A 13,948-nucleotide genomic window follows, 5' to 3' on the forward strand; every position below is an offset into this window, starting at 1 on the left:
CCCGCGAAGACCTGGTTCGCGAGACTCGGCCGGGAAACGAAGATGGGGCCCGAAGGCCCCATCTTGATCTCGCGGTCGACTAGGTGCAAGCAGGTCCGGCCGTCAGCCGCTGATCCCCTTGGCGGACGACTCGCCGCCGACGCCGGCCAGGGCCGGGCCCTGGGATTCGGCCTTGCTGGTGGCCTGGAACTTGAGCTTGCGGTTCTCCTCGTCCCCCTCGGCATCGACGATGATCGTGTCCTTGCCCGTGAAGACGCCCCGGAGGAGCTCCTCGGCGAGCGGGTTCTCGATCATGTTCTCGATCGCGCGGCGGAGCGGGCGGGCACCATAGTCGGGGTTGTAGCCCTTGACGATGATGTAGTCCTTGGCCGCGTCGGTGAGGACCAGCTCCAGGCCCCGGTCGGCCATCCGGCCGCGGATCTTGGAGAGCTCGATGTCGACGATCCGCTTGAGGTCTTCCTTGGTCAGCGAGTGGAAGACGATGACGTCGTCCAGCCGGTTCAGGAACTCGGGGCGGAAGTACTTCTCGATGGCGACCTTGAGCCGCTCCTTCATCTGCTCGTAGGTCGTGGCGTCGTCCAGGGTGCGGCCCCGTTCGAAGCCGAAGCCGGCGTTGACGCTGGTCACCTCGGCGCCGGCGTTGGTGGTCATGATGATGATGGTGTTCTTGAAGTCGACGTTGCGGCCGAAGCTGTCGGTCAGCCGGCCTTCCTCCATGATCTGGAGGAGCATGTTGTAGACGTCCGGGTGGGCCTTCTCGATCTCGTCGAGGAGGACCACGGCGTAGGGCCGGCGGCGGATCTTCTCCGTAAGCTGGCCCCCTTCCTCGTAGCCCACGTAGCCGGGAGGGGCGCCGATGAGCCGGGAGACGTTGTGCTTCTCCATGTACTCGGACATGTCGATCTGGATCAGGGCATCGGCGTCGCCGAACATGAACTCGGCGAGGGCCTTGGCCAGGTGGGTCTTGCCGACGCCGGTCGGGCCGGCGAAGACGAAGCTGCCGATCGGCCGCTTCGGGTCCTTGAGCCCGGCGCGGCTGCGGCGGACGGCCTCGCTGATCCGCTTGATGGCCTCGCCCTGGGAGATGACCTTCTTCTTGACCTCGTCCTCCATCTTGAGGAGGCGGGCGGTCTCCTCGGTCTCGAGCCGGGTGAGGGGGATGCCGGTCATCTTGCTGACGACCTCGGCGATGACCTCCTCATCCACGGTGCCGTCGACCTCCTTGGAGCGTTCCCGCCACTCGCGGGTGATCGTCTCCTTCTTCTTCTTGAGCTTGTCGGCCTGGTCGCGGAGGGACGCGGCCCGCTCGAAATCCTGGTTGGCGACGGCCTCTTCCTTGTCCTGATTGAGGCGCTCGATCTGCTCGTCGAGCTCCTTCAGGTCGGGCGGCCGGGTCATCGCCTTGAGCCGGACGCGGGCGCCCGACTCGTCGACCACGTCGATGGCCTTGTCGGGGAGGCAGCGGCCGGTGATGTACCGGTCGGAGAGCTCGACGGCCGCCTCGAGGGCGTCGTCGGTGATCTGCACCCGGTGGTGGGCCTCGTAGCGGTCGCGGAGGCCGCGGAGGATCTCCAGGGCCTCGGTCTTGTTGGGGGGCTCGACGACGATCGTCTGGAATCGCCGCTCGAGGGCGCCGTCCTTCTCGATGTACTTGCGGTACTCGTCCAGGGTCGTCGCCCCGATGCACTGGACCTCGCCGCGGGCGAGGGCCGGCTTGAGGACGTTGGAGGCGTCGATCGCCCCCTCGGCGCCGCCGGCGCCGACCAGCGTGTGCAGCTCGTCGATGAAGAGGATCGTGTTCTTGGCACGCCGGACCTCGTTCATGACGGCCTTGATCCGCTCCTCGAACTGGCCGCGGTACTTGGTCCCGGCGACCATCATCGCCAGGTCCAGCACCACGATCCGCCGGTCGCGGAGCAGCTCGGGGACGTTGCCGTCGACGATCATCTGGGCCAGGCCCTCGACGATCGCCGTCTTGCCCACGCCCGCCTCACCCAGGAGGACCGGGTTGTTCTTGGTGCGGCGCGACAGCACCTGGATCACGCGCTCGATTTCGTTTTGGCGGCCGATGACGGGATCCAGCTTAGCTTGCCGAGCCAGATCGGTCAGGTCGCGCCCGAAAGAGTCCAGGGCCGGAGTCTTGGACTTGTTTCCTTTTGACGTGGCTCCGCGTTCGGATTCGCCGCCAGCGTCCATCCCGTGACCGAGCAAGTTCAGCACCTCCTCGCGGACTTCTTCGAGCTTCAGGTTCAGGTTCATCAAAACCTGGGCGGCCACCCCCTCCTGCTCGCGCAGGAGCCCGAGCAGGAGGTGTTCGGTCCCCACGTAGTTGTGGTTCAGGTTGCGGGCTTCCTCGATCGCGTACTCGATGACCTTCTTGGCTCGAGGGGTCTGGGGCAGCTTGCCCATGGTGACCATCTCGGGCCCGGCCTGGACGATCTTCTCGACCTCGTTGCGGATCTTGCGGAGGTCGACGTCCAGATTCCGAAGGACGTTCGCGGCGACGCCGCTCCCCTCCTTGATCAGCCCGAGCAAGACATGTTCGGTTCCGACGTACTCGTGGTTGAAGCGCTGGGCCTCTTGGTTGGCCAGTTGCATCACCTTGCGAGCACGATCGGTGAAGCGTTCAAACATTCGGTCTACTCCGATCCGACATTCCTCAGCGAGCGGCCATGCACCGGCCCGTCCGACTGCCGATCCCCACGGGAGCTAGGTCCGAGAAATCTCCAGTTCCATTGTATGCGCGAGGCCCGGCGCGTGTTGAGGCCAATCGAGATGCATCGAACCGGTCGCCGGCCGTCCCGTCGCCCCTTCGACTCCCCCGAAACCGGTCACGGGTTTGTCCTAGAGAACCACGGGGAGCCGCCGTCCTGCAACCCCCGACCGCCCAAGATCATCTTTCGCCGCGATTTCATAAAGGCAAGGACCGCAGCCCAAGAACCACCCCAGGAGGGGGCCGTCGGTCGATGGATCATGGAGTCAGGCCTGGCGATAAAGCGTGGAGGCACCGCCCCGGGACGGCATCTTCTACCTCAGGACCTTCTCCCGGATTTGCCGCCCGAGCATGCGGAGTCGCTCGCGATCCTCCGGGCCGACGGCCTCCGGGATCGGCGTCGCCGAGCCGTCGGCGGTATTGAGGCTGACCCGAACCTGGTTCATGTCGCCGGTCAGCCGGATCGTCGCCAGCTCCTCGAGATCCACGTCAAGCCGCTGGATCAGGCGTCTGGCCCTGGTCGGGAGGCGGTCGGCGACCCCGTCCAGCTTGACCAGGTAGTCGAGGCTGCCGGAGAAGTCGGTCCAACCCGAGATCAGGACCGGGAGCTTGCCGACGGACAGCTCCATCCGTTCGGTCGTGACCCGGTTCGACTGGACGATGAAGTCGGTCCGGAGCGAGCCGGTCTTCTCCGCGATCCGCCCCTTGAGGAGCTTGCCGAGCTCGACCATGAAAGGCGTGCCTTCCAGGTCCACCGGGTCGATGGCCGCATGACCATGACCGACGAGCGACGCGGCGATCTCCGGCCCGCTGGAGCCTCGGCCGCGGAGGTAGAGATCGACGGCCATCCTCCCCTGGACCTGTGCCTCCTTCCCCGCCAGGACGGGGACCGCGTAGGCCAGCAGGTTCATCCGCTCATCCAGGATCACGTCATTGGCCCGCAGCTCCCCCTCGAAGCTGGGCGTGTTCTCCGAAGAATCGAGCTTCGCGCTGAGCTGAAAGGTCCCGCCATTCCAGTGCCCGAACAAATTCGTCGAGAGCCCCGAATCGCGCACCCATGTCCCTTCTCCGGCGACATCTTGCAACGAGAGGGCCGTGCCGTCCGGCTCGTCGATCACCTCGAGCCGAAGGCCGCGAAGCCGGGCGTCGAGGCATGCCGGGCCCGCGGCTTCGGGATCCCGGATGGCGCGGGAGATCGGCCCGGGTGTCTTCCGGGTCGTTTCGGCAATTTCGAGGGTGCCGTCGGACTTCCGCAGGACGCGGAGGGTCGCGTCGTCGACTTCCAGGTAGGTCGGATTGAACTTGCCGCAAAGGAGCTGGAAGAGGCTGACGTTGAGCCGGACGCTCCGGGCGTCGAGCCAGGGCTTGTCGCTCCGCCCGGGTGCGGCCACCCGGAGCCCGCAGAGCTCGATGTTGCCGGCCAGGCAGACGCTCAGGCCATCGAGCTCCACCTTCCGGCCGCTCCTCTTCTCGAGGGCGGCGACGACATGCCGTCGAGCCCAGCTCGTGGGGGCCACCAGGACGATGAGGACCCAGAGCAGGAATGGCGACAGGGCCAGCCCCACGACCGTCAGCCATCCCAGCAAGCAAAACTGGCGGCGTTTCAACGGGTTCCTCCCTGGTCCCGCGGGCGGACCACCGTCCGCATCCGGGGCCATCATGGCCGGCGCCGAGCGTTGGCCCGAGGCGGGGAATCCCCGCCCGTCCAGCCCGGCAACCCTTCGCGCGGGGAACATACTCCAATCTCGCCGGTGTCGCAAGGACAGTACGCCGAGAGCCGGGCACGAAGACGACGGCCCGGCCATTCCACCCAATCGTGGGTCGATGGCCGGGCCGGTGTGGACCGGAAGTCCGGGCGCGGGTCAGAGCGCGTCGCCGCTGATGACCTCGCCGCCGGAGATGGTATTGATGCCGATCCAGATCGGGGCGGCGATCGAGTTCTTGATGAACCTGACGGAGCCGTCGCCCATGCCGGCGTTGACGCCGCCAGGGTGTCGGCTCCGCGATCCGGAGAAGGCCTCGTGATCGCCCGCGCCCGGGAAGCAGGGCATCTGCAGGACCGGCTCGCTGGTGCAGAAGAGTCCGGGGTCGTTGTTGAGGTAATCGCCGCCGTTGACGATGTTCAGGTAATCCTTCAACCCGTTCGGCGTGAAACGCGTCATGAACGACGAGCCGCCGGGCACGATCGACCACATGACGCCGCGGATGTCGTTCTTCGCCCCCTGGAGGACCTCCGCGGTGAACACGGTGTTGCTCGTCCCGTCGGTGATCGCCGCGATCGAGATGTTGCCGTCGTGACCGAAGGCGGATCGCATGTACTGGCTCCCCAGGCCCGAACTGTGGGCCGCGCCCCAGTCCGTGTTCCCCCAACTGACCGCGTAGTTCCCCTTGGTCAGGATCGGTCCGCTGAGCAGTCCACCCGCGTAGGAGGTCGCGATCTGGAACTGCTCCTCGCGGTCGCTCGGGCACTGGAATCCGGAGATCTTGGTCGCGCTGACCGTGGAGTTGGCGAAGAAGCCGGCCGCCGCCGCCAGGCCGGCCCCGTAGTACCCCTCCGCCCCCAGGGTGAAGTTGAACGAGTTCGAGAGGTTCGACTGCTCGACGAGCGGGAGCATGAGCGTGAACCAGGTCGTGTTCTGAACGCCGGCGAAGATGGTCGGGAAGTCGGTGCTGGACTTGGTCGGCCTCGGGGCCCAGATCCGCCCCGGGGGGAGGCTGTTGTGGGTGTTCAGATAGTTGTGAAAGGCCAGTCCCAGTTGCTTCAGGTTGTTGACGCACTGGATGCGCCGGGCCGCCTCGCGGGCGGACTGGACCGCGGGCAGCAGCAGGGCGATGAGGACCGCGATGATGGCAATGACGACCAGCAGCTCGATCAGTGTGAAGGCGCGGCGCGAAGCGCTCATACGAGGACTCCCTGGTACGGCTGAGAGGAAGTAGACCGACGTCGGATTGGGGCTCACCGATGAACCCGCCCTGCAGGAAGCTGAGATTAGATTCTCTGGTGGGGAACTGCATCCGTAGAAATACGAAGCGGGGAGTGCTCCTGTCAACGGGTTGATTCATCGAATTGTCTACTTTCGTCTTGCATCGAGTCCGGACGGCGGATTAGGACCCCCTGCTTGCCTTCTTGCTTCCGTCGGACTTCAATGGACCGATTCGAGCCGTTCATCGCGACCCGGTTCGCGGCCGACACTCCCCATCTCGATCGGACGAGGACTTGACCATGGACTGCCCAGCCTGGACGCCGCTCCCTGCCTTCCTGCTCTCCCTGGCCCTGGTCCTCGCCGCGCCGCCGCCCGCGTCGGCGGAGCGGCTTCCCCTGGTGCCCGGGGTCGAATTCCAGCCCCTTTCGGCCCAGGCGCGACGCGTCGCCGACGCCCTCGAGATGCTCGGCAGGCCGCTCCCGCCGAAGGACAGGGAGCGGCTCTTCCGGGCGATCGAGGGGAGCGACCCGGAGGCGAGCGTCCGGGCGATCCAGCAGGTCCTGGACGCTCATTGCCTGATCGGCATCGAGATCAACGCCGAGAGCCGGGTGAAATCGACCCAGGGTCCGGCGCCCGCTCGGCTCGTGCAGAACGGTTGGTCGGCCTTCCTGGTCAAGGTCCAGAACGGGGCCGGCGTCACCGCCGAGCTGGCGGCGAGCAGCCCCAACGCCGCCCCGGTCTTCCGGCCCTCGACGGGGAGCGCCGAGCCGAAGCCCTCGGTCGCGCCCGGCGCGATCCTCCAGCGCTGGATGGACGTGGCGATGTTCCAGTCCCGCCCCCTCAAGCCCGAGCTGAGCGGCCTGCTGCTCGAGTACCGGATCATCGAGGTCTACAGCCGTGACGCCGGCCGCCGCGAGGCCCGGATCAGCTTCAACGTCGGCCAGGGCTCCCAGGACCTGGGATTCCGGAGCGACGTCGACATCCTCTTCACGATCGATCCCGCCGTCCCCGTGACGCTGGAGGTCCGCGACGTGGACGGCCGACCGGCGATGGCCTCGTTCCTGATCCGGGACGGCCAGGGGCGGGTCCATCCTTCCGCCGGCCGCCGGCTCGCGCCCGACTTCTACTTCCATCCCCAGATCTACCGCAAGGACGGCGAGACCATCACGCTGCCGCCCGGCCGCTACGAGGTCGAATACACTCGAGGGCCCGAATACCGGACGCTCAAGAAGTCGATCACGGTCAAACCGGGCAGCGGGCAGTCCGAGTCATTCCGCCTCGAGCGCTGGATCCACGTCGCGGAGCAGGGCTGGTTCTCCGGCGACCATCACATCCACGCGGCCGGCTGCGGCCATTACGAGAGCCCTTCCGAAGGGGTGAAGCCCGAGGACATGTGGCGGCACATCATCGGCGAGGATCTGGACGTCGGCTGCGTCCTGGCCTGGGGCCCTTGCTGGTACTACCAGAAGCAGTTCTTCGAGGGGAAGACGAACACCCTCTCCACGGCCGAAAACGTCATGCGCTACGACATCGAGGTCTCGGGCTTCCCGTCCTCGCACGCCGGCCACCTGTGCCTCCTCCGGCTCAAGGAGGACGACTATCCGGGGACGACCCGGATCGAGCAATGGCCGAGCTGGGACCTGCCCGTCCTGAAATGGGGCAAGTCCCAGGGAGGCGTCGTCGGCTTCTCGCACTCCGGGTGGGGCCTGCGGATCTCCACCGACGAGATCCCGTCCCTGGAGCTCCCCCCGTTCGACGGGATCGGGGCCAATGAATATGTCGTGGACGTCGTCCACGACGCGGTCGACTTTATCTCGACGGTGGACACGCCGGCGCCCTGGGAGTTGAACGTCTGGTATCACACGCTCAACTGCGGCTACCGGGCGAGGATCAGCGGCGAGACCGACTTCCCCTGCATCTACGGCGAGCGGGTCGGGCTCGGGCGTGTCTACGTGAAGCTCGCCGACGGGAAGCTCGATTTCGATCGCTGGTGCCAGGGGCTCAAGGACGGCCGGTCGTACGTCGGCGATGGCCGCAGCCACCTGATCGATTTCCGCGTCGACGACCGGGCCGTCGGCGAGGACGGCAGCGAGCTGAAGCTGGTGGCTCCCGGCAACGTGAAGGTCCGCGCCAAGGTCGCCGCCTACCTCGACCCGACCCCGACCGCCGAGGCGAAGGCCATCCGCAAGCGCCCCCTCTCGGAGAAGCCCTACTGGGACCTGGAACGGGCCCGGATCGGCGACTCCCGCACGGTCCCCGTGGAGGTCATCGTCAACGGCAAGGCCGTGGCCCGGAAGGAGGTCCCCGCCGACGGAGAGATCCGCGACGTCGCGTTCGACGTCCCCCTCAAGGCCTCGAGCTGGATCGCGCTCCGGATCCTGCCGTCGTCGCACACCAACCCGGTCTTCGTGCTCGTCGGTAACAAGCCCATCCGCGCGTCGAAGGCATCCGCGGACTGGTGCCTCAAGGCGGTGGATCGGTGCTGGGCCCAGAAGGAGACCGCCATCCGCCCCGCGGATCGGGACGAGGCCAAGCGAGCCTACGACGCGGCCAGGGTGTCCTATGCGAAGATCAGGGATGAGGCCGTCGGGGACTGAGGACCGTCCGCGGCTCGACGGCTCCGTCTCCCCTCCGTGCAGCGTTTCGACTCGAGGTATCTCGCGCATGAGCTTCGATCACGACAGGGCCCTGTCCGAGGCATTCGACGGCCAGGCGTCCCTCTTCGAGAAGGCCCCCGTGCAGACCGACCCGCTGGCGATCGAGCGCCTGATCCGGATCAGCGGCTTCCCCGCGGGGAGCCGCATCCTGGACGCCGGCTGCGGGCCGGGGCTGGTCGCCTCGGCCCTGGTCCAGGCGGGCCATCGCGTGGTTGGCGTCGACCTTTCACGCGAGATGATCGATCGGGCACGCAACCGTTGTGGCACTCCGGCGGGCGCCGCGGAGTTCCATCAGGTCTCCCTCCACGACCCGCTCCTGGACGGACTGGCGCCGTTCGACGGGGCGCTCTCGCGATACGTCCTCCACCACGTCGTTGACCCGATGACCTTCGTCCGCCGCCAGGTGGCGCTGCTCCGGCCCGGCGCGGTCCTCGTCCTCAACGACCACCTGACCGATCCCGATCCGGAGCTTGCCGCGCGGCACGAGGCCATCGAGCGGGCCAGGGACGGCACCCACACCCGAAACCTGACCGGCGGGGGGCTCATCGACGTCTTCGCCCGCGCGGGACTGGAGCGGATCCACTTCCTGGAGGAGCCCTTCGTCCTCGACTTCGACGAATGGTTCGACCGCGGCACGCCCGAGCTTCCCAAGGAGGAGGTCCGCCGGATGATCCTCGACGGCCCGCCGATCCGCGGCTTCACGCCATCGCTGCTCGACGACGGCTCGATCCGGATCGAATGCGTCCGGGGCTTCGTGAAGGGGGTGAAGCCGGCGCGGGCCTGAACCCGCGCCGGTCGTTCGCATGGGTCACGCCGGCTTCTTGGTGTCGATCTTGGGGAACAGGGGAGCCGGCTTGCCGCCGGTCAGCGGGGCCTCGATGCGAAGGTCCAGCGGCCGGGCCGGGGTCGCGGCGGTGGCGAACGAGACCTGCTCCCAGGGCGTCGCCTCCTCGAAATTGAACGCCCGGTAGAACGTCTCCGCGGTCCTGGGCAGGAACGGCTTGATCAGGATGGCCGCGACCCGGATCCACTCCACCAGGTTGATCAGGATCTTCCGGGCCGCCTCGAGGTCCGTCTTCGCGACCTTGAACGGCTCGGTCTCCTGGGTGTAGCGATTGGCCCGGTCGACCACGTCGAGCCAGATCCGCTGGAGGGCCACGTTGTACTCGAAGTTGACCATCCGCTCGCGGAGCTCGCCGACCAGCGACGCGAGGTCCAGCCCTTCACGCCAGGCGGCCAGGTCGACGCCGGCATTGTCGCCGAGGCCGTCCGGGAAGTACTTGGCGCACATCGTCAGGATGCGGCTGTAGAGGTTCCCCAGGTTGTTGGCGAGGCCGCTGTTGTAGACGTCCGCGAACCGCTCGAACGAGAACTCGCCGTCCCCTCCGAAGGGGCACTGGCTCATGAAGTAATACCGGAAGCCCTCCGACGAGAACTTGCTGATCAGCTCCATCGGCTCGACGACGTTCCCGAGGCTCTTGCTCAGCTTCTCCGCCTCGCCGGTCGCCTCGTTCTTGCGGAAGACGAAGCCGTGCCCGAAGACCTTGCGGGGCAGCTCGACCCCGGCCGCCATCAGCATGGCCGGCCAGAGCGCGCAGTGGAATCGCGTGATGTCCTTGCCGATCACGTGAACATCCGCAGGCCAGTACGATCGGAATCGCCCCGGATCCGTGCCGTAGCCGACCGCCGTCACGTAGTTCAGGAGGGCGTCGAACCAGACGTAGATCGTATGATCCGGGTCGAACGGGACCGGGATGCCCCAGGTGAATCCCCTGCGAGAGATGGCCACGTCCCGGAGCTCTTCGCGGACCAGGCTCAGGATCTCGTTGCGGCGGCTCTCGGGCTGGATGAACTCCGGGTGGGACTCGTAGTGGGCCAGGAGCTTCTCGCGGAACGAGGAGAGCCGGAAGTAGTAATTCTCCTCCTCCAGGAACAGGAGCTCCTGGTTGGGATGGTTGGGGCAGCGGCCGTTCCCCTCGGCGACCTCCTTCTCCGTCTTGAAGGACTCGCAGCCGTTGCAGTAGTGCCCCTTGTACAGCCCCTTGTAGATGTGGCCCGCGTCGTGGACGACCTGCATGAAGGCCTGGCAGCCGCGGTGGTGCCGCTCCTCGCTGGTCTGGATGAAGTCGTCGTTGGAGATGTCCAGCGCCTTCCAGACGTCCTGGAACTGGCGGGCCATGTCGTCGACGTAGGGCTTGGGCTCCTGGCCGAGCTCGCGGGCGCGCTGGGTCACCTTGATCGTGTTCTCGTCGTTGCCCATCAGGAAGTGGACCGACGCGCCTTCCATCCTGCGGAATCGGGCCTGGACGTCCGCGCCGATCTTCTCGAACGCGGTGCCGATGTGCGGCCGGCTGTTGGGATAGTCGATTGCCGTCGTGATGTAGAACCGGGAAGCATCCGCCATCGTCTTCGTTCCGTTCCTCGATACCGCTCGCGGCGATCCGACCGAGCCACGGCCCTCGGCCCCCGGGGGCCCACGAGCCCGGCTCCCGCACCGATCCGACACGGTGGGCGGTGTCCGGGTTCCGGGAGCCCCTCTCCGGGAACAGCTTACCAGATGAGGCCTCGCGCCGTCGGGCGATTTCGCCGCCCGTGGCGGTCAGCCCTGCCGCTGCTGCCGTTCGATCATCCGATGACGCCACCAGAGACCCACGCCCGCCATCCCGAGGGCCAGCAGGGCCGAATTCGGCTCCGGTACCGAGGCCGGCGTGATGTCCTGGCCGACCGGGTTCTGGAGCGGATCCGAGGAATAGGGCGGGGTCAACGTCTGCGGGGGGGGCGTCACGGCCTGGGGCACCGGGGTATCGATCGGCAAGGGGCCGGGTGCCCCGGAGGGGAGTGTCGGGGACCTCAGCAGTTTGGCCAGTTGAGGAGACAGGTTGGGGTGATAGGTCGCGAACCGCTTGACGTTGAGGCTCCGCCGCCAGAGCAGGTACTCGATCATCGGGTTGGCGAGCTGCTCGCCCTGCGTGCCCGATTTCACGATCTGCCAGATCGTGCTCCGGACCGCCGGCGAGAAGTCGGGAGGGCGATTCGACGCCCAGGTCGTCTCCCCCTTCGCGAGGTAGTTGTTCCAGGCCGCGAAGGCCCTGGCCTGCTGCGGGCTGAGCGTCGACTTCCGCGAAGCCGCCTCGACGCGACCGTTACCCGTGCCGATCGCCCAGGCCCCGGCCAGCATCAGGACGAACCGGGTGCCCCGGCCCGATGCCAGCCTCCGTGCGATTCTGTCCGCATCCATGCGTCACCAGACTTATGTGAAGTCGGGGCATGAGAGCATGCCCGAATCTTGCTCGTCCTCCTGAACAGACATGCCTATCGGAAGTCGACATTGGGCAAGTTGAGCCGATTGTGCTCACGACTCGGATTTTGTTCACGAGGAGGGCGCGCCGGGGCCGTCAAGATCCCAGACCTCCCGGATCCTCATCTCGACCCCTGCCGACGAGGGATCGAAGGGTCCGGATGGGCCTCATTCCAGCCCGGCGAGCGCACGCAATCCCCCGGGGTAGAGATTCACCCCGGTCTGGATCGCGTAGACGGTCGCCAGGCAGGACAGGATCAGGACGAGCTTCCCCAGGCCCGGACGCTTCCGCTCGACGATCTCGCAGGCGACGATCGCGAAGGCGACGGCCGCGAACTTGAACAGGACCATGCCCGCCATGTTCCACCGCGTGAAGAACCACTTCGCGACGGGGTTCGACTCGTAGAAGGCCGGGCTCGTCTGGAGGAGTCGGTAGGTCATGAACAGGTCGCCGGCGCTCAGCAAGAGGAGCGCAACCGCCGGGCGTTGCACCCGAGCATCATCGAGGATCGGGTGTCGCACGCGGCCCCGGTTCTTGGCTCGGGCTTGTTCGGGGATCTCCATGGATCGACCTCGGGATCGTCGGGGATCGACGTCGGGACGGCCTCCACGGACCGCACCGACGGTGGGGGACGGGAATCCTCGACCGAGCATGGTAGGTCGTGACCCATCGACGGGTCAATCTGATGGAGAACGGTCGATGGGACTTGCGACGCCCCGGAAATCCCGAGAGCCGGATTGCCGGGTGCTCGAAATCTGCCGTATCGTGGCCTGGTGCAACTTGTTCGCGGCCCTCATTCACGCGTCGCGTCGCGGGGGATTCATGCGGCCAACCGAGCCAGTCCGTCCCGGACGTCCGGAGCGGGATCCCGCCGATTCGCCACCGGCGGACCTGTCCGACTACGCCCTGGACGAGACCGACACGCTCCGCTACGAGGCGGAATCGCCCCCTCCAGGGGGGTCGGAAGCTCGGGCGATGTCCCCGCCGACGACGATCATCAACGATTCGCGCCAGTTCCTGCGGATCATCCTCGAGAAGGGCCTCGTCCCCGCCGCGGACCTGGCGGCGTTGAGAGATCGACTGGTCGGCCCGGGATCGTCGCTGGAGCTGAGTCGGCTCGCGAGCGAGCTCGTCCGACTGAGGAAGCTCACGCCCTACCAGGTCGCCGCGATCCGCCAGGGGAAGACGCGCGGGCTGGTGATCGGGGACTACGTCGTCGTCGACAAGATCGGCGCGGGTGGGATGGGGCTGGTCTTCCGGGTCCGTCATCCGCGCACCACGGCCGAGCTCGCGCTCAAGCTGCTGTCCCCCTCCATCAGCCGGGACAGCGCGGCCGTCGCCCGGTTCCGCCGCGAGGTCGCGGCCGTCGCGCGACTGAGTCATCCCAACATCGTCACCGCGCTCGACTCCGGCGAGACGCGCGGCCTCCTCTTCCTGGTCATGGAATACGTGGACGGCCGGGACCTCGCCCGTGCCGTCCGGGAGAGCGGGTCGATGACCGTCGGGCGGGCCGTCGACTGCGTGATCCAGGCGGCTCGCGGCCTGAAGGAGGCCCACGACCGCGGCATCATCCACCGCGACATCAAGCCGGCGAACCTGCTCCTGGAGCGATCCGGCGTCGTGAAGGTCCTGGACCTGGGCCTGGCCCGCGTGAGCCAGGGGATCGAGAGCTCGCCCGGAGACGGCTCCGAGACCGACCTGACGGTCAGCGGAGTCATCGTCGGTACCGTGGACTACATGGCCCCGGAGCAGGCCTACGACCCCCGCCTGGCCGACCCCCGATCCGACGTCTACTCGCTCGGCTGCACGCTCCACTACCTCCTCACCGGCCGTGCCCCATACGGCGGCAAGTCGTTCATGGAGCGGATGCTCGGCCATCGCGAGCGACCCATCCCGTCGCTGCGAAACCAGCGCGACGATGTCCCGGTGCCGCTCGATGACTTCTTCTGCCGGATGATGGGCAAGTCCGTCGCGGTCCGTCCCCAATCCATGGCCGAGGTCATCGCGGGCCTCGAAGGATCGAAGGGCAAGCGCCGGGCGCGAGCCGCGTCGACGGGCAAGCAACCGGCCAGCCGCCCTCCTCGAAACGAGGATCGGTTCGACCCGGAGTCGATCTACGGACTCGTCGACCGATCGATGAGCGAGCCCGCGCCGTCGAACCGGAACAGGGACGTCTCGAACGTCTACGTCCGTCGCAAGGGGGAGAACGAGACTCGCCTGGAGACGCCAAGCGTCATCCGCCGCCGCGGGAGACGCCGGCGACTCCTCCTGGGGCTGGCGGGGCTGGCCGTCGCGCTCGTCCTCGGCTGGCTGATCGGCCGGCGGAGGCGATGAGACACCCGCGGCCTGATCGGC

The 13,948-nt window shown here is 67.3% G+C and carries 9 protein-coding genes; 3 read left to right on the forward strand and 6 right to left on the reverse strand.

Translation table 11 applies throughout. The features are described from left to right. Positions 1-102: 102 nt before the first annotated feature. The 3 genes from G6O54_RS00250 to G6O54_RS00260 all read right to left on the reverse strand — a co-directional run bounded on the left by G6O54_RS00250 (position 103) and on the right by G6O54_RS00260 (position 5,616). Positions 103-2,634 (reverse strand): ATP-dependent Clp protease ATP-binding subunit, encoded by a 2,532-nt coding sequence (locus G6O54_RS00250; protein ID WP_165219041.1) that lies wholly within the window; start codon positions 2,632-2,634, stop codon positions 103-105. Between the two features lie 393 nt (positions 2,635-3,027). Further along, complete coding sequence (locus G6O54_RS00255; RefSeq protein WP_165219043.1) at positions 3,028-4,320, reverse strand: AsmA-like C-terminal region-containing protein; 1,293 nt, start codon at positions 4,318-4,320, stop codon at positions 3,028-3,030. A gap of 255 nt (positions 4,321-4,575) precedes the next feature. After that, the gene (locus tag G6O54_RS00260) at positions 4,576-5,616 is read right to left on the reverse strand and encodes a DUF1559 domain-containing protein (protein WP_165219045.1); all 1,041 of its coding nucleotides are present in this window, start codon (positions 5,614-5,616) and stop codon (positions 4,576-4,578) included. A gap of 320 nt (positions 5,617-5,936) precedes the next feature. Here G6O54_RS00260 and G6O54_RS00265 point away from each other — a divergent pair, with 320 nt between their 5' ends. Continuing rightward, a complete protein-coding gene (locus G6O54_RS00265) occupies positions 5,937-8,234 on the forward strand; it encodes a CehA/McbA family metallohydrolase (protein ID WP_165219047.1) in 2,298 nt (765 codons plus the stop codon). 67 nt (positions 8,235-8,301) lie between these two features. After that, on the forward strand, positions 8,302-9,078 hold the full coding sequence (locus G6O54_RS00270; protein WP_165219049.1) for a class I SAM-dependent methyltransferase: 777 nt from the start codon (positions 8,302-8,304) through the stop codon (positions 9,076-9,078). 24 nt (positions 9,079-9,102) lie between these two features. On the opposite strand, the gene metG is transcribed toward G6O54_RS00270, so the two are convergent. The 3 genes from metG to G6O54_RS00285 form a co-directional block, all read right to left on the reverse strand. Further along, the gene (metG, locus tag G6O54_RS00275; RefSeq protein ID WP_165219051.1) at positions 9,103-10,698 is read right to left on the reverse strand and encodes a methionine--tRNA ligase; all 1,596 of its coding nucleotides are present in this window, start codon (positions 10,696-10,698) and stop codon (positions 9,103-9,105) included. A 195-nt stretch (positions 10,699-10,893) separates the two neighbouring features. After that, positions 10,894-11,532 (reverse strand): PEP-CTERM sorting domain-containing protein, encoded by a 639-nt coding sequence (locus G6O54_RS00280; RefSeq protein WP_165219053.1) that lies wholly within the window; start codon positions 11,530-11,532, stop codon positions 10,894-10,896. 228 nt (positions 11,533-11,760) lie between these two features. Then, entirely contained in the window at positions 11,761-12,156 is a 396-nt protein-coding gene (locus G6O54_RS00285) for a DUF5658 family protein (RefSeq protein WP_165219055.1), read from the reverse strand. A gap of 259 nt (positions 12,157-12,415) precedes the next feature. Between G6O54_RS00285 and G6O54_RS00290 the strand changes: the two genes are divergently transcribed. After that, positions 12,416-13,927 carry a serine/threonine-protein kinase gene (locus G6O54_RS00290; protein WP_165219057.1) on the forward strand — a complete coding sequence of 504 codons (1,512 nt, stop codon included), beginning with the start codon at positions 12,416-12,418 and terminating at the stop codon, positions 13,925-13,927. Positions 13,928-13,948: the final 21 nt, after the last annotated feature.

It is taken from the genome of Aquisphaera insulae (genome assembly GCF_011064615.1).
GTDB lineage: Bacteria > Planctomycetota > Planctomycetia > Isosphaerales > Isosphaeraceae > Aquisphaera > Aquisphaera insulae.

Excerpts from the sequence above, each read along its gene's own strand:
- G6O54_RS00290 (WP_165219057.1), top strand. The coding sequence starts at position 12,416 with ATGCGGCCAACCGAGCCAGTCCGTCCCGGACGTCCGGAGCGGGATCCC.
- G6O54_RS00265 (WP_165219047.1), top strand. The coding sequence starts at position 5,937 with ATGGACTGCCCAGCCTGGACGCCGCTCCCTGCCTTCCTGCTCTCCCTG.
- G6O54_RS00260 (WP_165219045.1), bottom strand. The coding sequence starts at position 5,616 with ATGAGCGCTTCGCGCCGCGCCTTCACACTGATCGAGCTGCTGGTCGTC.
- G6O54_RS00270 (WP_165219049.1), top strand. The coding sequence starts at position 8,302 with ATGAGCTTCGATCACGACAGGGCCCTGTCCGAGGCATTCGACGGCCAG.
- G6O54_RS00250 (WP_165219041.1), bottom strand. The coding sequence starts at position 2,634 with ATGTTTGAACGCTTCACCGATCGTGCTCGCAAGGTGATGCAACTGGCC.
- G6O54_RS00280 (WP_165219053.1), bottom strand. The coding sequence starts at position 11,532 with ATGGATGCGGACAGAATCGCACGGAGGCTGGCATCGGGCCGGGGCACC.
- metG (WP_165219051.1), bottom strand. The coding sequence starts at position 10,698 with ATGGCGGATGCTTCCCGGTTCTACATCACGACGGCAATCGACTATCCC.
- G6O54_RS00285 (WP_165219055.1), bottom strand. The coding sequence starts at position 12,156 with ATGGAGATCCCCGAACAAGCCCGAGCCAAGAACCGGGGCCGCGTGCGA.